Origin of the sequence: Rhizobium sp. PDO1-076 (assembly GCF_000247475.1) — a bacterium.
In the GTDB taxonomy this organism is placed as follows: Bacteria; Pseudomonadota; Alphaproteobacteria; order Rhizobiales; family Rhizobiaceae; genus Allorhizobium.
This window is the reverse complement of record NZ_AHZC01000088.1, coordinates 1-16,769: the sequence shown is the minus strand read 5'-3', so window position 1 is coordinate 16,769 and position 16,769 is coordinate 1. Positions and strand designations below refer to the sequence as shown.

At 62.9% G+C, this 16,769-nt stretch carries 22 protein-coding genes and 1 pseudogene; 14 read left to right on the top strand and 9 right to left on the bottom strand.

What is annotated here, in order from left to right:
- Positions 1–194: 194 nt before the first annotated feature.
- Positions 195–398: a hypothetical protein gene (locus tag PDO_RS06825; protein WP_007599635.1), complete on the top strand. Its 204-nt coding sequence runs from the start codon at positions 195–197 to the stop codon at positions 396–398.
- Between the two features lie 159 nt (positions 399–557).
- Here PDO_RS06825 and PDO_RS06820 read toward each other — a convergent pair whose 3' ends face one another.
- Complete coding sequence (locus tag PDO_RS06820) at positions 558–1,097, bottom strand: MarR family winged helix-turn-helix transcriptional regulator (RefSeq protein ID WP_052023403.1); 540 nt, start codon at positions 1,095–1,097, stop codon at positions 558–560.
- A 121-nt stretch (positions 1,098–1,218) separates the two neighbouring features.
- Here PDO_RS06820 and PDO_RS06815 point away from each other — a divergent pair, with 121 nt between their 5' ends.
- Entirely contained in the window at positions 1,219–2,802 is a 1,584-nt protein-coding gene (locus PDO_RS06815; RefSeq protein WP_007599628.1) for an MDR family MFS transporter, read from the top strand.
- A gap of 66 nt (positions 2,803–2,868) precedes the next feature.
- On the opposite strand, the gene PDO_RS06810 is transcribed toward PDO_RS06815, so the two are convergent.
- Together PDO_RS06810 and PDO_RS06805 are read right to left on the bottom strand one after the other, a co-directional pair.
- Positions 2,869–4,257 carry a sensor histidine kinase gene (locus tag PDO_RS06810; RefSeq protein ID WP_007599626.1) on the bottom strand — a complete coding sequence of 463 codons (1,389 nt, stop codon included), beginning with the start codon at positions 4,255–4,257 and terminating at the stop codon, positions 2,869–2,871.
- A complete protein-coding gene (locus tag PDO_RS06805; protein WP_037072858.1) occupies positions 4,257–4,976 on the bottom strand; it encodes a response regulator in 720 nt (239 codons plus the stop codon). Before PDO_RS06805 ends, PDO_RS06810 begins: the two co-directional genes overlap by 1 nt.
- 162 nt (positions 4,977–5,138) lie before the next feature.
- On the opposite strand from PDO_RS06805, the gene PDO_RS06800 reads away from it, so the two are divergent.
- From PDO_RS06800 to PDO_RS06785, 4 genes are all read left to right on the top strand, one after another.
- Positions 5,139–5,474: a hypothetical protein gene (locus PDO_RS06800; protein WP_141649834.1), complete on the top strand. Its 336-nt coding sequence runs from the start codon at positions 5,139–5,141 to the stop codon at positions 5,472–5,474.
- A gap of 22 nt (positions 5,475–5,496) precedes the next feature.
- Positions 5,497–5,754 (top strand): cysteine rich repeat-containing protein, encoded by a 258-nt coding sequence (locus PDO_RS06795; protein ID WP_007599622.1) that lies wholly within the window; start codon positions 5,497–5,499, stop codon positions 5,752–5,754.
- 105 nt (positions 5,755–5,859) lie between these two features.
- Positions 5,860–6,687 carry a L,D-transpeptidase gene (locus PDO_RS06790; protein WP_007599620.1) on the top strand — a complete coding sequence of 276 codons (828 nt, stop codon included), beginning with the start codon at positions 5,860–5,862 and terminating at the stop codon, positions 6,685–6,687.
- 161 nt (positions 6,688–6,848) lie between these two features.
- Positions 6,849–7,568, top strand: coding sequence for a L,D-transpeptidase (locus PDO_RS06785; protein ID WP_007599618.1), 720 nt, complete (start codon positions 6,849–6,851; stop codon positions 7,566–7,568).
- Positions 7,569–7,609: 41 nt separating this feature from the next.
- On the opposite strand, the gene PDO_RS06780 is transcribed toward PDO_RS06785, so the two are convergent.
- Positions 7,610–8,059, bottom strand: a complete 450-nt coding sequence (locus tag PDO_RS06780; RefSeq protein ID WP_007599615.1) for a MarR family winged helix-turn-helix transcriptional regulator — start codon at positions 8,057–8,059, stop codon at positions 7,610–7,612.
- 144 nt (positions 8,060–8,203) lie between these two features.
- On the opposite strand from PDO_RS06780, the gene PDO_RS06775 reads away from it, so the two are divergent.
- The 3 genes from PDO_RS06775 to PDO_RS06765 all read left to right on the top strand — a co-directional run bounded on the left by PDO_RS06775 (position 8,204) and on the right by PDO_RS06765 (position 9,943).
- Positions 8,204–8,626 carry an organic hydroperoxide resistance protein gene (locus tag PDO_RS06775; RefSeq protein WP_007599613.1) on the top strand — a complete coding sequence of 141 codons (423 nt, stop codon included), beginning with the start codon at positions 8,204–8,206 and terminating at the stop codon, positions 8,624–8,626.
- 215 nt (positions 8,627–8,841) lie between these two features.
- On the top strand, positions 8,842–9,228 hold the full coding sequence (locus PDO_RS06770) for an MbcA/ParS/Xre antitoxin family protein (protein WP_007599611.1): 387 nt from the start codon (positions 8,842–8,844) through the stop codon (positions 9,226–9,228).
- A complete protein-coding gene (locus PDO_RS06765; RefSeq protein ID WP_244426374.1) occupies positions 9,206–9,943 on the top strand; it encodes an RES family NAD+ phosphorylase in 738 nt (245 codons plus the stop codon). The genes PDO_RS06770 and PDO_RS06765 overlap by 23 nt, the downstream gene beginning before the upstream one ends.
- Positions 9,944–10,006: 63 nt before the next feature.
- On the opposite strand, the gene PDO_RS06760 is transcribed toward PDO_RS06765, so the two are convergent.
- Positions 10,007–10,306 (bottom strand): hypothetical protein, encoded by a 300-nt coding sequence (locus PDO_RS06760; protein WP_007599608.1) that lies wholly within the window; start codon positions 10,304–10,306, stop codon positions 10,007–10,009.
- A gap of 123 nt (positions 10,307–10,429) precedes the next feature.
- Positions 10,430–10,876 carry a MarR family winged helix-turn-helix transcriptional regulator gene (locus PDO_RS06755; RefSeq protein WP_007599607.1) on the bottom strand — a complete coding sequence of 149 codons (447 nt, stop codon included), beginning with the start codon at positions 10,874–10,876 and terminating at the stop codon, positions 10,430–10,432.
- 49 nt (positions 10,877–10,925) lie between these two features.
- Here PDO_RS06755 and PDO_RS06750 point away from each other — a divergent pair, with 49 nt between their 5' ends.
- From PDO_RS06750 to PDO_RS06740, 3 genes are all read left to right on the top strand, one after another.
- A complete protein-coding gene (locus tag PDO_RS06750) occupies positions 10,926–11,654 on the top strand; it encodes a DUF899 domain-containing protein (protein WP_007599605.1) in 729 nt (242 codons plus the stop codon).
- Between the two features lie 124 nt (positions 11,655–11,778).
- Positions 11,779–12,267 carry a DUF1579 domain-containing protein gene (locus tag PDO_RS06745; protein WP_007599603.1) on the top strand — a complete coding sequence of 163 codons (489 nt, stop codon included), beginning with the start codon at positions 11,779–11,781 and terminating at the stop codon, positions 12,265–12,267.
- Positions 12,268–12,289: 22 nt separating this feature from the next.
- A complete protein-coding gene (locus PDO_RS06740; RefSeq protein WP_007599600.1) occupies positions 12,290–13,075 on the top strand; it encodes a VOC family protein in 786 nt (261 codons plus the stop codon).
- Positions 13,076–13,493: 418 nt separating this feature from the next.
- Here PDO_RS06740 and PDO_RS06735 read toward each other — a convergent pair whose 3' ends face one another.
- From PDO_RS06735 to PDO_RS06725, 3 genes are all read right to left on the bottom strand, one after another.
- The gene (locus tag PDO_RS06735) at positions 13,494–13,727 is read right to left on the bottom strand and encodes a hypothetical protein (protein WP_007599598.1); all 234 of its coding nucleotides are present in this window, start codon (positions 13,725–13,727) and stop codon (positions 13,494–13,496) included.
- A 151-nt stretch (positions 13,728–13,878) separates the two neighbouring features.
- Positions 13,879–14,118 (bottom strand): 30S ribosomal protein S21, encoded by a 240-nt coding sequence (gene rpsU / locus PDO_RS06730; RefSeq protein WP_007599597.1) that lies wholly within the window; start codon positions 14,116–14,118, stop codon positions 13,879–13,881.
- A 224-nt stretch (positions 14,119–14,342) separates the two neighbouring features.
- On the bottom strand, positions 14,343–14,552 hold the full coding sequence (locus PDO_RS06725; protein WP_007599595.1) for a cold-shock protein: 210 nt from the start codon (positions 14,550–14,552) through the stop codon (positions 14,343–14,345).
- Between the two features lie 469 nt (positions 14,553–15,021).
- Here PDO_RS06725 and PDO_RS06720 point away from each other — a divergent pair, with 469 nt between their 5' ends.
- Entirely contained in the window at positions 15,022–15,513 is a 492-nt protein-coding gene (locus PDO_RS06720) for a hypothetical protein (RefSeq protein WP_007599592.1), read from the top strand.
- Positions 15,514–15,850: 337 nt separating this feature from the next.
- Positions 15,851–16,769, top strand: a pseudogene (locus tag PDO_RS06715) (fatty acid desaturase); the annotation flags it as partial.

Genomic DNA, 16,769 nt, shown 5'->3' with positions numbered 1-16,769 from the left:
CATGCACCCGGTTCCCCCCGATTCATGGTGAATCCCGCCCGTCAATTGCGCCACGCCGCGGTCTGCCGGTTCGAGGCGGGCGGGACTACGACTTTGGTCTGGTCGAATGGGGACAACGATTTGCGCCAGATCAAGGCCATCGCGTGCCCGGACCCTATTGTCTGCATCAAGCAAACAACGCCTGGGGGTCGAACATGCTGGGTCTGACTGCAGTCCTTTACATCCTCGTCGCAAGCGCGCTCGGCGGCGCTGCGGTGATCACCGTGCTCTCGCTGGACATGGTCCAGGGTTGGCACATCGCCGGCGCCTTCTTGGGCGGCTGTCTTGTCGCGCTGCCGGTCTCGATCTTGCTCGGGCGCAAGATCTACAGAGCGCTTCAGGGTCCGAAAGCCATCTGATTTTGCCTTCGGCGCGCGGATCGCACAAAACGTCGTCAGCTTTGGGCGAGGCAACGGCGAGCATCGTGGAGTGTCCCGCGTCGGCCGGCCGGCATTCTCTCGGGGGAGGGGATGCCGGCCGGATTGTTTCCAGCGTCCGCACCACTGTCGGCGGTCGCCTTATTCGCCCTGCTCGAACTGGTCGAGCTGCGCTTCCAGTCCGACCGTGAACCGGTCGTAGAGCGCCGCAAACTTGACGATATCCTCCTGCGGCCATCCGGCCGTGGCCTCGACGATCAGCTCCTGCTTGATCTCCTCGATCTGCTCCAGCACCTGTTTGCCGGCCGCCGTCATGCGCACGATGCTGCGCCGTCCGTCCTCCTGCGAGGCGGCCCGTTCCAGCAGGCCCTGCCGGACCAGGTCGGCCACGATCCGGCTGCCCCGCGACGGATCGATCCGCATCTGCTCGGCAATCGCGCCAACCGTCACTTCCTGATGCGGCGCCACGCGCTTGATCACGCCGATCGCATCGATATCGGACAGCTCCAGCCCGGTGCCGATCCGCTTCAGCGCCATGCGGCCGACAAAGCGCCGGCCGATCAAAAGCCGCATGCGCGTCATTGCCCGGCCGATCCCGGCAAGGGCCGGATCGGCATCATCATGTGTTGCGCTGCCGCTGGCCTTGGGCCGCGTGTTTGCCGGATCGTGCCTGTCTGTCATGACCATCTGAATAGCAGGTTCTTTGTCGCTGTAAAATCAAAATGCATGATCTTCGCATTTATATGCTGTTGACATATAATTTCCCGTGGCTCATCCTGACGTCAACAGGAGCCCCCGATCCATGGACAATTCCGTATCCACTGCCGCGGCTGAACGCGTTTCCGTTACCTCCCCATCGTCCTCCCCGTCGCCCGAGTTGTCCGCACCAGCAAGCCTTCCGCCACTGGTAACCGACCCCAAGCTGCGCCTCATTGTCTATCTGCTGCTGCTCGCCGCCATGTTCATGGCCACGCTCGACAACCAGATCGTCTCGACGGCGCTGCCGACCATCGTTGGCGAGTTTGGCGAACTGGAGCGTTTCGGCTGGGTCGGCTCCGCCTATCTGCTGACCACCAGCGCTGTCATGCCGCTTTATGGCAAGCTCGGTGACCTCTTCGGCCGCAAATACGTCATCATCGCCGCCGTGACGATTTTCACCCTTGGCTCGCTCGTCTGTGGTCTGGCCGTCTCGATGAACACGCTGATCGCCGCCCGCGTGCTGCAGGCGCTTGGCGGCGGCGGCATCATGGTGTCGATCTTCGCCATCAATGCCGATCTGTTCGAGCCGCGCGAACGCGCCCGCTACCAGAGCTATTCCAGCCTGGTGCTGATGGCGTCGGGCGCGCTTGGCCCGGTCCTCGGCGGCACGCTGTCGGACTTGTTCGGCTGGCGCTCGATCTTCCTGGTCAACCTGCCGATCGGCATCCTGGTGCTCGCCGGCCTGGTATGGTTGCTGCCGTATCGCAAGCCGCATCGTCGCCCGAAAATCGACTATGCCGGTGCGCTGCTGCTCGCCGGCGCGGTCGCCAGCGTCGTGCTCTGGGCCGATAGCGGCCAGATCTTCGGCTCGCTGATCGCCTGGGAAAGCCTCGGTGTCGTCGCCTTCGGCGTGCTGTGCCTGATCGGCTGGGTCTTCGTCGAGCGCCGGGTGCCCGAACCGGTCGTGCCGCTGTCACTGTTTTCCAGCCGCACGGTCAACCTGCTGCTCTGTATCTCGCTGGTCTCCGGCGCCATCGGCATCGGCTCGGTCAACTATATCGCGCTCTTCCTGCAGACCACCACCGGCCTGTCGCCGTCGATGGCCGGCCTGCTGTTCATCGCCACCACCGGCGGCATCGCGCTCGGCTCGCTGTCGGCCGGCCGCATCATCTCGAAGACCGGCCGCTACAAGCCCTTTGCCATCGCCTCGACCGCGACCGGCATCGTCAGCCTCGCGATCTTCAGCCAGATGCATGCCGGAACTCCGATCATACTGCTCGGCCTTGTCATGCTGCTGCAGGGCATCGGCGTCGGCATCGGCCAACAGGTGCCGGTGATCGGCGTGCAGAATGCCGCCGCGGGCGCCGATGTCGGCGCAGCGACCGGCACGGTAACACTGACCCGCATGGGCGGCGCCGCGATCGCCATCTCGATCTACGGCGCGATCATCAGCGCCGGGCTTGCCCATGTCCAGATCGCCCTACCGGACGGCGGCGATTTCCGCAACCTGACGCCGCAGATGCTGTCAACCCTGCCGCATACGGTCCAGACCACCGTCGCCAACGCCTATTCCGATGCCTTCCTGCCGCTGTTTCTCACCGCATCCGGCATGATGGCGCTCGGCCTGATCGCCGCCCTGATGCTGCCCAATGTCCGCCTGCCGGTGGCAAGGGGCAGGGACGCCTAGCGCGATCTGGGCAATCCCCACGTTGCCGGCGAAAGTGCTTTCGCCCGCATCCGCATCCGCTGCCGTCTAGCCGTAAAACAGCGGCAGCGCGACCCTGACCTCGGCGCCCCCCGAGGGTGCCGTATCGATGTCGATCCGCCCGGCATGGGCCTCGACCAGCGTGCGCACGATGGCCAGGCCGAGCCCCGCGCCGCCGGTCTGGCGCGCCCGCGACGGCTCGCCGCGAATGAACGGTTCCAGCAATGTGTGGCGCAGTTCGGCCGCGATGCCGGGACCTTCGTCGCGAACTGTGATCACCGCATCCCGACCCGAGACCTCAAGCCCGACATGCGCGACCCTGCCATATTTGATCGCATTGTCGATCAGGTTCGACAGGATGCGGCGGAGCGCCAGCCGGTCGCCGAGCACCAGCACTTCGCCGGCCGGCGATCCGGGGTCGAGGTCGACGGCCATGCCGTTGCGGCCCCCGTCGCGGCCTCCGTTGCGGCTCATGTCGGCAATATCTGCCCGTAGCATGGCGCCAAGGTCGATCAGTTCCTCGTCGAGCGCGCCGCTGCCCGCCCGCGCGCTGAGAAGCGCGTCGTCGAGCAGCCGGATCATGTCGTCGATATCCTTGATCGCCCGGTCGCGCTCGTGCGCCTCAGGAATTGCCTCGACCCTCAGCCTCAGTCGCGTCGCAAACGAGCGCACGTCGTGCTGCACGCCGGAAATCAGCGCCAGCCGGGTCCGCATCAGGATCTGCAACCGATCCTGCAGTCGACCGAAGGCGCGGATCAGCACGGCGACATCCGGGGTGCGGCCGGTTGTGCGGGGCAGGGGGATCGGCGGCCCGGACGGATCGAACCGGTCGGCTGCCTGGGCGAGCTTCAGCAGCGGCCGGATTTCGAGCTGCACCAGGATCAGCGTCAGCAGCGCAATCAGCGTGCCGACCAGTCCGGCGCCCATGCCGACCGGCAGTCCGATCACGGTCGTGGCGAAAGGCGGTCGGCTTTCGACGACCAGCACGCTGGCATCGGCAAGCTGGATGCGGAATTCGAGCGGCAGGCCCTGGCCACTGCTGCGCCGGAAGGCCGGCACGATGCGCGCGCCGGCCTCGGGGCTTGCGATCGACAGAAGCCGGGCTCCCAGCGCCGTCCTGTAGTCTGCGAATTCGGCCAACCCCGTCAACGCTGGCGGTTGGCCGGGATCGGAACGCACCACCGGTTTCGCCGTCTCCGCGCTTTGCAAGGTCAGATCAAGCGTCGGCGATTGTGCCGCCGCAAGCACCTGCGGCCGATCGACAGACGGCGTGCGCGACAGCAGGTCGGCCAGGGCTGCGAGTTGGCCGGGGCTCGGATGCGGCGAGGTGGCGGTGCCGTTTGCCCGGTAGTAGCCGGCCAGGATGATGATCCACATCGCGATCAGACAGGTCGCGCCGATCGCCAGCATGCGGGCCGTGAGGCCAAGCCGTGCCATCAATTGACCTGCCTGACGTCGGCGGTCAGCAGATAGCCGCCGTTGCGCACCGTGCTGATCAGGCCGCTGCCGGGGCTGAGGTTGTCGAGCTTCTTCCTCAGTCGCGACACCAGAATGTCGACGGTGCGGTCCAGCGGGTCGCAATTGCGCCCATGCGTCCAGTCGAGAATCTGGTCACGCGATAGAACCCGCCTCGGCCGCAGCACGAAACAGGTCAGGAGGTCGAATTCGGCGCTGGTCAGCGCCGCCGGTTCGTCCTCGAAAATCATCACCCGCGCGTCTATGTCGATGACGAAGCGGTCGAAGGCATAGCGGCGCAGGGCCGGTTGCTGTGTCGCCTGGTTCATGCCGCTGCGTCGCAGCAGCGCCCGCACCCGTGCCAGAAGCTCGCGCGGCCCGAACGGCTTGGACAGATAGTCGTCGGCGCCCAGTTCCAGCCCGACCACCCGGTCGGTCTCATCGCTCTTGGCCGTCAGCATCAGGATCGGCACGGCCGAGCCGGCGCGCAGCCTGCGGCAGATCGAAAGCCCGTCTTCGCCCGGCATCATCAGGTCGAGGATGATCAGGTCGGGGCTGCCCTTCTGCAGTTCGGCATCCATCGCACTGCCGCTTTCGGCCAGCCGCATGCGGTAGCCCTCGCGTTCGAGAAGCCGGCCGACGAGGTCGCGGATATCGGGGTCGTCATCGACCATCAGGATGGAAATGTCTGGTGTCGTCATGCCGCGAGGATGATCGGCAAGCCCAGCGAAATCAAGCGTGCGCGGGCCTTTGATACAAAACGCTACATTCGGTTTATCGGCCGGACAAATGCAGGGTCCAGTCTGTGCTCGTCGACAGCCGATGCGCCGCTGTCGCAACAGATACGCCACGAGGAATCCGAGATGAAAAAGACCGCTCTCCTGATCGCCGCCATCGCCTCCCTTGCCATGGTTTCCGAAGCCTCTGCCTGGAGCCGCAACCGCAGCGTCTCCACCGCTCAGCGCATCGGGCTCCTGCGCCGGCGGCAGTTGCAGCCGCAGTGCCACGCGCACCGGCCCCCGAGGCAACAGCCTCTCCGCCACGTCGTCGGCCACCTGCAATTCTGCCAGCCAGAGCTGCAGCCGCAGCAAGACCTATACCGGTTCGAACGGCGGTTCCGCCACGGTCCAAGGCAGCGTTTCCCGATAGCGCCGGATCCGGGCGGCGGGAGCCGCGTCCGATCCATTGCCCCTGACTGACGACACAGAGAAGGAATAGACCATGATGAAACGAATGATCGCTGCGCTTGTCTGCCTGGCCGCGTTGACCGGCAGTGTCGCGGCACAGGAGGGCGTGAAGGTTTCGCCGGAAACACGCGCCCGGATCATTGCGGCCGGCAAGGCCTGCCGGCCTGATATCGGCAGGTTCTGCGCCTCGGTCCAGCGCGGCGAGGGGCGCGTTCTCCAGTGCCTCGTCACCCATGAGAAAGACCTTGAGCCCGATTGCCTCAACGCCATGAAAGCCATGCGCAATTCCTGACCCGATCTGGCCAATCATCTGGCGCGCGGTGGTGCAAAGCACCAGCCTCGCGCCAGCCGCGACTGCCATGGTGCCGCCGTCGAGCTCAGTCTGAATCGGTGGAAAATGGTATCTAAGGTCTTCTTCTCCGGCATGTCCCAGCGCCAGCCCATGCTCACCCGTGTCGTCGGTCTTGCCGCGACCGGCCTGACGCTGTCGCTGCTGTCGAGCTGCATCCTGGTCACCGATACCAGCCGTATGAACATCGACGTCTTCCAGGATGAGGTTGCGCCCGTCTGGCATGATCCGGCCCGCACCCCGCCGGCCGCCACCCAGCCGGTGCCGCAGCGCCGCGAGCTGTATCAGACCCAGTTCCACCAGACCTATGGCCTGCCGGTCACCAATCCGCTGCACCGCACGATGTATGGCGTGATCCGCGACAATGATCACACGCTGCCGGCCATTCCGCTCGACCGGGTCAACCGCGACATGCTGCGCCAGGAGGTCGACTACCAGACCGCCGAGGTTCCCGGTACCATCGTCGTCGATACCAAGGCGCATTATCTCTACTTCGTCCAGGAAAACGGCAAGGCCGTGCGCTACGGTGTCGGCCTCGGTCGCGATGGTTTTGCATGGTCGGGCAGGGGCGTGATCGAGCGCAAGGCCAAGTGGCCGCACTGGACGCCATCCGACGAGATGGTCGCCCGCCAGCCCAACCTGAAGCCTGTTTCGGCCTCCGAAGGCGGCATGGTCGCCGGCCTGAAGAACCCACTCGGCGCCCGCGCCCTCTATATTTATCAGGACGGCAAGGACACCCTGTACCGCGTCCACGGCACGCCCGACTGGCAGTCCGTCGGCAAGGCGACCTCGTCCGGCTGCGTGCGCATGTTCAACCAGGACGTGATCGATCTCTTCGACCGCATGCCCAACAAGACGCCGATTGTTGTCATTTAGAGACAGGCGCGGACCGCGAATGCCCCTCTCGCAAAGTTGAAAGGGCTGCGCGGTTGCCTTTGTGGCTGCTTTCCTGTTTGCATCGCCCTGGGGCGGAACAAAGCGCTGGCTGAGACGTCTAACGGTGTCTCGCTGCATTTCTACAGGAAATCATTATCTCAATGTCATCTTCGAATAACCTGACCCGACGCTCTCTTCTGTCGCTGACAGGTCTTGGCGCCGCGAGCCTGCTCGCCAGTTGCGCCTCTTCCCGCCCGATCTCGCCGAGCCTGCGCCTTGACGGTCCCGTCGAGCGCCCGATGATCCCGGCAGCGCCCACCGGCCGCTCGCCGGAACTCGATGCCATGTATGGCGAAATCTTCGATGGCGGCTATGTCATCCCGGCTGTGCCGTACTGGAATATCCCCGAGCGCTTCTATCGCCAGCAGGTCATCGACCCGACCGGCCAGCCCGCCGGATCGATCGTCGTCGATACGCCCAACCGCTTCCTCTATCTGGTCGAGCCCGGCGGCACCGCCATGCGCTACGGCGTCGGCATCGGCCGCGAGGGTTTTGCCTGGCAGGGCACCGGCGTCATCCAGTGGCGGCAGAAATGGCCGAAATGGACCCCGCCCGACGAAATGGTCGCGCGCCAGCCCGAACTGGTCAAATATTCCATCGCCAATGGCGGCATGCCGCCCGGCCTGAAAAACCCCCTCGGCGCCCGCGCCCTCTACATCTTCCAGAATGGCGAAGACACGCTCTACCGCCTGCACGGCTCGCCGGAATGGAACTCGATCGGCAAGGCCGTCTCGTCGGGCTGCGTGCGCCTGATGAACCAGGACATCATCGACCTCTACGAACGCGTGCCCAACAAGGCCAAGGTCCAGGTCTGGCAGTAAGATGTTCAGGGGGAGGGGCTGTTTCCAACCCGGTCCAACCCTTACCCTTCATCCCCCAATTGCGCCTGCAGCCGCTTGAGGCTGTCGCGCAGGGTGACGACCTCATCAAGCGAACAGCCGGTCTGCTCGCCGATCGCACGGAACACGCCGACGGCCTGTTTCTTCAGCGCCCGGCCGGTGTCGGTGAGCGTGATATACACCTGCCGCTCGTCGGTGGCATCGCGGCGGCGCGCGACATGGCCGGCCTGTTCCAGGCGCTTCAGCAGGGGTGACAGCGTGCCGGAATCGAGGCCGACCTTTTCGCCGAGCGCCTTCACCGGCACGTCGTCATTTTCCCATAGCGCCATCATCACCAGATACTGCGGATAGGTCAGGCCCAGCGGCGCCAGCAGAGGCTTGTAGGCGCGGGTGAACGCATGCGCTGCGCCGTACAGCGCAAAGCAAAGTTGCTTGTCGAGCGTCAGCTCTTTTTCCAGTGTTTCGTCGTCCATGGCTTGATCGAACCTCCTAGGATGCGGATCTGTTTCCGACTCTGTCGGAAAGATTATTTTTATGCAATGCGCAAAAAAGAATTGCGCACAAATAAATTGTGCAATATATAGAGATCATCGCAATACAAGATAAGGACCTACATCATGGCTATTCTCTACACCGCACATGCTTCCGCCACCGGTGGCCGTACCGGCCACGCCGTCAGCGACAATGGCGTCCTTGACGTCGCGCTGACCACCCCGAAGGAACTGGGCGGCGACGGCGCCACCGGCACCAATCCCGAACAGCTGTTTGCCGCCGGCTATTCCGCCTGCTTCCTCGGCGCATTGAAATTCGTCGCCTCCAAGGAAAAGCTGAAGCTTTCGGAAGAGACCAAGGTCTATACCGATGTCGGCATCGGCCCGCGCGCCGATGGCGGCGGCTTCGAAATCGATGTGAAGATCTCGGTCGAGATCCCCGGCGTCGAGCGCGAGCTGGCGGAAAAGCTGGTCGCTGCCGCCCACATCGTCTGCCCCTACAGCCATGCCATGCGCACCTCGACCGAAGTGCCGGTCTCCGTCCGCTGACACGGGCCTTTGCCGCCTCTGCCGCCAGGGGCGTGCAGGCTGGCCGATGAACCGGCTACCTCCGGCCGGTTCATCGCCGTCGATCCACCGCCTGTTACCAACGTCTGTCATCAATGCCAGAAGGCCGGCCCCCGCCGGCCTTTTTTGCATTTTGGGCAGCCCTCTTGCCGCCAGAAAGAAAGCGCCTATACCCTTTCCCGAGGAAAGGATGCCCCATGCTGTTCGAGACAAGTGACGCGCCGGAAGACGGCATGTTGGAAGCCGTGACGGTGACCAGGGCGGTCATTGCCGCCGCCGAGCGACTTGGCCTGTCCGCCCGCCAGCTTTCCGTCATCCTTGGTCTTTCCGAAGCCTCGCTGTCACGGATGAAACGGCTCGAATTCCGCCTCGAACGCGGCACCAAGCCCTTCGAGCTCGGACTTCTGCTGATCCGACTGTTCCGCGCGCTCGATGCCGTCACCGGCGGCGATGAGCTGGTCGCCCGCGCCTGGCTGAAGAATGGCAACAGCGTGTTGGGCGGCATTCCGGCTGAACGCATGTCCACGGTCGCAGGCCTTGTCGATGTGCTTGCCTATCTCGATGCCCGTCGTGCCCTCGTTTGAACCGCAGCCGTTCAGCGGCACCATCTGGCGCATGGCCGAGATCCAGCATCAGGCATCGGTGATGAAACTGGTCGACACGATTGAGGAGCAGGCTTTGCTCGAACGCCTGCTGGAAGAGACGAAACCGGCCCTGCCGCGCGAATGTGCCGGGCTCGACCCGCTGCTGTCGGCGCCATTCCGCTACGGCGCCCCCGATCCCGGCGGTTCACGGTTCCGCAGGGCAGGGCGCACGCTTGGCATTTTCTACGGTGCCGAAACCGTCGAGGCGGCGCTCGCCGACATGGTGATCCAGCGTCTCAAGCTCTTCGCCGAGGCTCCGGCAACGGCATCGTCCACGATGCCCGGCGATTTCATCGCTTTCGCCGTTCCGGTCTCGACCATGCGAGCGATAGATCTTGGCGCCGAGAGGTTCGAAGAGGGCGAGGTTGCAGGTGACGCTGCCTGCCAGTCCTTAGCTGATGACGCTCGCGAGGCTGGTGTCGAAGCGATCGTCTATCCGTCGCCGCTCTTTCGCCTACCATCAGTAAAGGCCACTGGTCGCAGTCTCGCCCTTCTGTCACCCAAGGTCTTTGCCTCGAGCGAACCGGTCGAGCGCCAGCGGTGGCGGATTCGCATCTCTGCAACCACGGTTTCCGCGCTTTGCGACATGCCGGCCCGCAGGTTCGGGTTTTCACTGTCAGATCTGATCGACGACCGAGATGGAAATTGGGGGTAAGATCCACCGCCCGCTAAGGATCTGATCTACATAAGCACTGCTAGTAGATCCGGCAGCTGCACCTCAGTCGGCTTTTTGGCAGGTTCGCAAGCGAACAATCTGTGGGTTCTCTGTGCTAACCACGTAGTCAAAATCCTGAAGGGAAAAATCGTCGCTGGTTTCGTAGTCGAGATTTGCCAAGACCGATGCTCGACTATTCCAGCCGGTCGGGCAAGAAGTGGAGCGTGAAACGAGTAGCAGAGTACCTACCGGCATCCAGCTGCTGGAGACCTTGTTTTCGCGCCTCGTTTGGGCCGCTTCAAATGCAAGCACTGTGACTATGCTGGAGAGTGCGGCGATAAATACGGTCCCCAATACGTTCATCAATATTTCTCACGACAATGATCCGGCCGATATACATCGGCGTGATTCTCCTGTCGATCTTCCTGCTTCTGAATCGAGGGAGGTTGCGGGCTGCTACCATTTAGGCTGCGTGAACAGCGCCGCCTAGACGCTGACCTCCAGCATGCCCTGGCGCAGCACATCTGAATCCACGGTCAGTTCCGCCTCGATATCGGCATGCACCGCACGCCAGATCGGCACGGCGGCGGAAAGCACGGCGGTGCCGTCCGGCGTCAGTCTCAGCCGCCGCCCGCGTTTGTCCTTCGGGTCGGGTTCCACCGTGATCCAGCCGCGTCGCTCCAGTGGTTTGAGCGCCGCCGTCAGCGTCGTGCGGTCCATGGCCAGCAGTCTGGCGACAGGCCCCATCGGCGGCGGTTCCGGCCGGTTCAGCGCCATCATCAGGGAAAATTGCTGGTTGGTCAGGCCAAGGGCCTTCAGCGCCGTGTCGAAGCGGCGGGCCAGCGCGCGCGCAGCGCGTTGCGCATGCAGGCACAGGCACGAGTCACGGATATGGATGGTGGTCGAATAGGGAATCGGCGTGGGATTTGACATATGCTATTTATGTTGATATCAACGTAAAAGTCAAGAGGAGGACGAGGAAATGGAACATTCTGTCGTATCGCGTGAGGAGTGGCTGGACGCCCGCAAGGCGCTGCTGGCGAGTGAAAAGCAGATGACCCGCCTGCGTGACAAGGTGAATGCCGAGCGTCTCGCTCTGCCCTGGGTCAGGGTCGACAAGGACTATGTCTTCGACACGCCGGCCGGCCCAAGAAGCCTTGCCGACCTGTTCGACGGACGCAGCCAGCTTGAGATCTATCATTTCATGTTCGGTCCGGACTGGGATGCCGGCTGCCCCGGCTGCTCGTTCTTTGCCGATCACATCGATGGCATGTTGCCGCATCTCAACAATCACGACGTCACATTCGTCTGCGTCTCGCGTGCGCCGCTCGACAAGATCGAGGCCTACAAGCGCCGGATGAACTGGCAGTTTCCCTGGGTCTCGTCCTTCGGCAGCGATTTCAATTTCGACTTCCACGTCTCGTTCACGCCCGAACAGCTGGAATCCGGCAGCGTCTTCTACAATTTCCGCGAAACACCGCACGAAGATGCCCATGATGAGCTGCCCGGTCTGTCGAGCTTCTATCGCAACGAAAAAGGCGAGATCTTCCACACCTATTCGCAATATGCCCGGGGTGGCGAAGAAGGGCTCGGCGCGCTGATGATGCTCGACGCTGCTCCGCTCGGCCGCAACGAGACCTCGACGCTGAGTTTCGTCAAGCGCAAGGACGAATACGAACAGAAGCCGGTGGCCGCCGCCAGTTGCCACTGACGCTTGCTGGCAAGGCTGCAAGCCTGGATCTGCATCTCGAACGGCATCAACCGCAAACGCAAAGTGCATTGCCGATGAACGCATTTCATCGGTGATGCATTTTCCGCAATGGGAGGAATTCATCATGGAATTTGCAAAGCCGCGTGAAGAACATCGCTTTCTCGACAGGCTCCTTGGCGACTGGATCTATACCAGTTCCACCGGTCACAAGGACTATGACGCCAATGATCCGGACAAGGTCTGGACGGAGACCGTTCGTTCGATCGGCGGCCTTTGGGTGATCTCGGAAGGCGAGGGTGGCATGGGAGATGGCAGCCGATCTTCGATGATCATGACACTTGGCTATGATCCCCGTCTCGGGCACTATGTTGGAACCTGGATCGGGTCTATGATGGACAAGCTCTGGGTCTACAAGGGCTGGGTCGAGGACGAAGGTCAAACGCTCGTGCTGGAGGCGGAGGGGCCGTCGTTCGAAGACCCGTCAAGGACGGAGGTCTACCGCGATGTCATACATTTCCATGATGACGATCACCGGTCGTTCTCCGGCAGCGTCCGCAAGCCGGATGGCAGTTTCCACGTTTTCATGACCAGCGAAAGCAAGCGCCGCGCCTGAAGCGGCCCACAGGGAGAACACCATGCACAGCATGCACGGCAAGTTTATCTGGTATGAACTGATGACCAGCGACACCGCTGGGGCGGCAAAATTTTATGGCGAGGTTGCCGGCTGGACCGCCAAGGACAGCGGCATGCCGGACATGAACTACACGATCCTGTCGATTGCCGGTTCCGAAATGGGTGTGGCCGGCATGCTGCCGCTGACCGATGAGGTAAAGGCCCGCGGCATTCCCTCGAACTGGACCGGATATGTTGCCGTCGACAATGTCGACCGGGTTGCGGATCACTTCGTCAGCGATGGCGGCAAGGTGGTCCATGGCCCGATCGACATCCATGGTGTCGGCCGCTTCGCCGTGCTTGCCGATCCGCAGGGTGCAGTCCTTGCCGTGATGACGCCGATCATTCCGGCCGGTGGTGTGCCGCCCGAGCCGGCCCCCGATACGCCCGGCACCTTCGGCTGGCGCGAACTGATGGCGCGCAACGGCACGGAAGCCTTCGATTTCTATTCGGGAATCTTCGGCTGGCAAAAGGATACCGCCGTCGACATGGGGCCAATGGGCGTATACCAGCTGTTCCGCAAGGACGACCAAGTGATTGGCGGCATGATGACCAAACCTGCCGAGGTGCCGCTCCCCTGCTGGGGCTACTACGTCAATGTCGACGCGATCGACACGGCTGTCGCGCGGGTGACGAAAGCCGGTGGCACGGTGATCCAGGAACCGATGGAAGTCCCCGGTCCCGCCTGGATCATCCAGGCCATCGACCCCCAGGGTGCCTATTTCGCCTTGGTCGCGCCCAAGCGCTAACGGCTTTTGCCGGGCCTGGCCGTCTGCGCACAGCCTGGCTGCTGGCGCCGGCCCTTGCCGTTTGCTGCTTGCCTTGCCGCTTGCCGCTCTCCTCGGGCCAGCCCCTCACCCTGACCCTCTCCCCGCAGGCGGGGAGAGAGGACGGAGACGTTTGTGAAGCGCCGGCCAAACCCGTCCTTCTCCCCGCCTGCGGGGAGAAGGTGGCGGCAGCCGGATGAGGGGCAGCCGCGCAGGCAGCCTCATGAGAGGCAAGGCGCAACATTCGGACGAGGGGGACACCGGCAAGGAGCAAACACTTGCTTGCCCGACAGGCGAGACGCAACTGTCGGCGGGATCGAACACGGTCGGATATCTGGAAAAACGCGCCCGATGCGAAAGGCGCAGCCCGACGGCAGGACCGCAAATGGGCCGGTCGGCATTATGCTTTGGTGACGGCAACCTTGCGCGGCGCGCGGGTTTTTTTCGGTGCCGGCGGTGCGACGGCCTGCTCGGCTTCACGCTGCATGCGAAGCGCCCGAAGCGCTTCGGTCTTGCGGTCGCGTTGCTTGACTTCCTGCTCGATGATCGCGCGCGCGGCGCTGTCGGTGGTCGTCGCCTTGTCCTGGGCGGCGATTTTCTCGGGCTTGAAGAATTTGTCCTTGGTCGCTGTCATATCCGTCCTTCCTCCACGGTATGGGCCGTCATGTTTTCGGCCTCCACGGTATAGGTCGTCATTCGGGATGGGTTGCTTCTTGAGTGGATGCCGACCTGGGAGACAGGCAGCGGCGGGCGCGCCAGAGGTGCGCGCCCGAACCCATGGCCCTTTAGCGGGCGGGACGCAGAACCTTCTTCGGCGCCGGCAGCAGGCCTTCGCGCTGCAGCTTCTTGCGCTGTAGCTTGCGCTGGCGACGAATGGCTTCAGCCTTTTCGCGCGTGCGCTTTTCCGAAGGCTTCTCATAAGCGCTGCGGGTCTTCATTTCACGGAACAGGCCTTCGCGCTGCATCTTCTTCTTGAGAACGCGCAGGGCTTGGTCGACATTGTTATCTCGGACGAGGACTTGCAAATTCGCTTCCTTTCCGGGCCTGAGAGCCCGCGAGTTTGAATGGACGGAATATGGGGATGAACGGCAGATGCGCCATTCCCCTCGAAAGATCCCGGAAAAGTGCCGAAATCGCTGAAAATGGCCTTTCGGCCGAAAACAATAAAAAGGCCGGGAAAACCCGACCTCTTCCTGTCACTCAGCCGACCGTTTCGGAAATTCCGTGGTCGACAGGGCGAGCGACAAAATCAAGCGGCGCGAAGGTTGTCGGCAGAGCTCTTGCCCGTGCGCTTGTCCTTGACGATTTCGTACTCGACCTTCTGGCCTTCGGTCAGCTCGCGCATGCCCGAACGTTCGACGGCAGAGATATGAACGAAAACGTCGGCAGAACCTTCGTCAGGCTGGATGAAGCCGAAGCCCTTGGTGCTGTTGAACCACTTAACGGTACCTGTGCTCATAACGATTTCCTTTCAATCGTTGGACTAACCGGAGAGATATTCGACCGGCCTATCGATCTTGAGAGGAAATCTGGCGTGCGCCGCTGGCGCGTAGACAAAGGTCACTAGCAATCTTCGATGGGCGCAATATAGACTGCCAGCTGTCAAACACAAGAAAAAAGGCCCAACGGCCCTGCGCCAGCATGCATCATACAGGGATAAATCCCGGCGAACGGCCTGTTTTCATAGGAAATACCGTTTGAGCGCCGCCGGATTCTTTCTGCCCTGCGGCCCGGCGAGGTGATGCATCTGCCACCGATCCCTGGTTGTTTGGCCTGTCACCACAATTGCGCATCCGCACGCCGTCTTCCGCAGAAACAGTACAACGATTCTGACAGCCACCTGCTACAGGAAGCTGCGCGCAACGCCGAGATCGCCCGGTCGATCCGGGTGTGCACATCCATAAAACGCTATCAACAGGCCATATCCGATGCAGAAATTTCTTGCCGCGACAGCCATGCTGCTGATCTCCGCCGCCACGTCCCTCGCGGGCGAGTTTTCCTTCCCCTCCGACGCGCCGGTGGCGACCGTCAGTATTCCCGACAGCTGGCAGCCGTCGGAAACCGAATACGGCGTCGAAGCCACATCCGATGATGGTGGCACCTACATCTCCTTCGATATCGCCGGCGACAGCGACATGGATAAAGTGATGACGCAGGTCTTCGACTTTCTGTCCGAAAACGGTGTCGAGCCGGATCCGGCAACCCAGAAGGACAGCAAGGATACCTTGAACGGCATGCCGTTCGAGGCCATCGACTGGTCGGGCAAGGACAAGGACGGTCCGGTCTCGATTGGCGTCGGCATCATCGGCCTGTCGGCGGAAAAGATCGCCATCGTCACCTATTGGGCCTCGGTGGAGACCGAAGACCGGAACATGCCGGAAGTCGGCAAGATCCTCGCGACCGTCAAGCCGGTCAACTGAGTTGGTCAACTGAGGCGATCAAGGCGGGTGGCGCGGCGGCGCGCCACCGGTTTCTGACCGTGGTTCATCGGTTGGCCGCAGCCCGCACCGCCTCCGATTTCCCCGGCTGCGTCTAATTGCGCAAGCGGAATTGGTTTCTTTTACCGTCAAAAAAGGCTAGGGGAGCTTATCCCCGCGCTGGTGACCGTCCGGGGGCACTTGTTTCGGGACGATCTGAAAGCACTATGACGATGTATTCTGCCGATAATTCGCGTGTCGACTTTGCGCCTCCTGCAGCCAAGCCGGCGCCTGCCGCCGCCTGTGCGCCTGTTGCGAGCCACGAGATCGGAGGCCGCTCATGAGTGCGGCTCTGGAATTCTCCGTCGAAACGCCAGATGTTGACGACAGCCGCGACGCCAAGGCGTGGCTGAAGATCATCAACGCATACCGCCAGCCGAATCTCAAGCGCAGCACGTTCGAGCTGGCCGTCACCTGCCTTGCCTTCGTCCTGCTCTGGGTCGCCAGCTGGGCGCTTCTGCACTACGGCTACTGGGCGGGCCTGCTCCTGACCATCCCGGCCGCAGCCTTCCTGCTGCGCCTGTTCATCATCCAGCACGATTGCGGCCACGGCGCGTTTTTCGCCCGCCGCCGGTTTGATGACTGGACCGGCCGCATTCTCGGCGTCTTCACGCTGACGCCTTACGACTACTGGCGCCGCGCCCATGCCGAGCACCATGCTTCGGCCGGCAATCTCGATGAACGCGGTATCGGTGACATCACCACGCTGACCGTTGCCGAATACAAGGCGCTGCCGGCCCGCGGCCGTCTTCTCTATCGCCTCTATCGTCATCCGCTGGTTCTGTTCGGCATCGGCCCGGCCTGGGTCTTCCTGCTCAAGCAGCGTCTGCCATTCGGCATGATGCGCTCGGGCGCGCTGCCCTGGATTTCGACCATGGCCACCAATGTCGGCATGGTGGTGCTTGCCGCGATCCTCATCTGGGCCGTCGGTCTGGGTCCCTTCCTCGCCGTGCATCTGCCGATCGTGCTGATGGCGGGAGCCGCGGGTATCTGGCTGTTCTACGTCCAGCACCAGTTCGAAGACACCCATTGGTCGAACCCTCCGGCTTGGCAGTTCCAGCATGCGGCCCTGCATGGCGCCTCGCATTATGATCTGCCCTGGGGCCTGCGCTGGCTGACGGGCTATATCGGCGTGCATCATGTGCATCACCTGTCGAGCAACGGTTCCCTACTACCGCCTGCCGGAAGTCCTGCGCGAT

Excerpts from the sequence above, each read along its gene's own strand:
- PDO_RS06825 (WP_007599635.1), top strand. The coding sequence starts at position 195 with ATGCTGGGTCTGACTGCAGTCCTTTACATCCTCGTCGCAAGCGCGCTC.
- PDO_RS06795 (WP_007599622.1), top strand. The coding sequence starts at position 5,497 with ATGATGAAACGAATGATCGCTGCGCTTGTCTGCCTGGCCGCGTTGACC.
- PDO_RS06720 (WP_007599592.1), top strand. The coding sequence starts at position 15,022 with ATGCAGAAATTTCTTGCCGCGACAGCCATGCTGCTGATCTCCGCCGCC.
- PDO_RS06815 (WP_007599628.1), top strand. The coding sequence starts at position 1,219 with ATGGACAATTCCGTATCCACTGCCGCGGCTGAACGCGTTTCCGTTACC.
- PDO_RS06785 (WP_007599618.1), top strand. The coding sequence starts at position 6,849 with ATGTCATCTTCGAATAACCTGACCCGACGCTCTCTTCTGTCGCTGACA.
- PDO_RS06790 (WP_007599620.1), top strand. The coding sequence starts at position 5,860 with ATGGTATCTAAGGTCTTCTTCTCCGGCATGTCCCAGCGCCAGCCCATG.
- PDO_RS06745 (WP_007599603.1), top strand. The coding sequence starts at position 11,779 with ATGGAATTTGCAAAGCCGCGTGAAGAACATCGCTTTCTCGACAGGCTC.
- PDO_RS06775 (WP_007599613.1), top strand. The coding sequence starts at position 8,204 with ATGGCTATTCTCTACACCGCACATGCTTCCGCCACCGGTGGCCGTACC.
- PDO_RS06760 (WP_007599608.1), bottom strand. The coding sequence starts at position 10,306 with ATGAACGTATTGGGGACCGTATTTATCGCCGCACTCTCCAGCATAGTC.
- PDO_RS06770 (WP_007599611.1), top strand. The coding sequence starts at position 8,842 with ATGCTGTTCGAGACAAGTGACGCGCCGGAAGACGGCATGTTGGAAGCC.
- PDO_RS06765 (WP_244426374.1), top strand. The coding sequence starts at position 9,206 with ATGCCCGTCGTGCCCTCGTTTGAACCGCAGCCGTTCAGCGGCACCATC.
- PDO_RS06740 (WP_007599600.1), top strand. The coding sequence starts at position 12,290 with ATGCACAGCATGCACGGCAAGTTTATCTGGTATGAACTGATGACCAGC.
- PDO_RS06780 (WP_007599615.1), bottom strand. The coding sequence starts at position 8,059 with ATGGACGACGAAACACTGGAAAAAGAGCTGACGCTCGACAAGCAACTT.
- PDO_RS06725 (WP_007599595.1), bottom strand. The coding sequence starts at position 14,552 with ATGAGCACAGGTACCGTTAAGTGGTTCAACAGCACCAAGGGCTTCGGC.
- PDO_RS06800 (WP_141649834.1), top strand. The coding sequence starts at position 5,139 with ATGAAAAAGACCGCTCTCCTGATCGCCGCCATCGCCTCCCTTGCCATG.
- PDO_RS06735 (WP_007599598.1), bottom strand. The coding sequence starts at position 13,727 with ATGACAGCGACCAAGGACAAATTCTTCAAGCCCGAGAAAATCGCCGCC.
- PDO_RS06810 (WP_007599626.1), bottom strand. The coding sequence starts at position 4,257 with ATGGCACGGCTTGGCCTCACGGCCCGCATGCTGGCGATCGGCGCGACC.
- PDO_RS06755 (WP_007599607.1), bottom strand. The coding sequence starts at position 10,876 with ATGTCAAATCCCACGCCGATTCCCTATTCGACCACCATCCATATCCGT.
- PDO_RS06750 (WP_007599605.1), top strand. The coding sequence starts at position 10,926 with ATGGAACATTCTGTCGTATCGCGTGAGGAGTGGCTGGACGCCCGCAAG.
- PDO_RS06820 (WP_052023403.1), bottom strand. The coding sequence starts at position 1,097 with ATGACAGACAGGCACGATCCGGCAAACACGCGGCCCAAGGCCAGCGGC.
- PDO_RS06805 (WP_037072858.1), bottom strand. The coding sequence starts at position 4,976 with ATGACGACACCAGACATTTCCATCCTGATGGTCGATGACGACCCCGAT.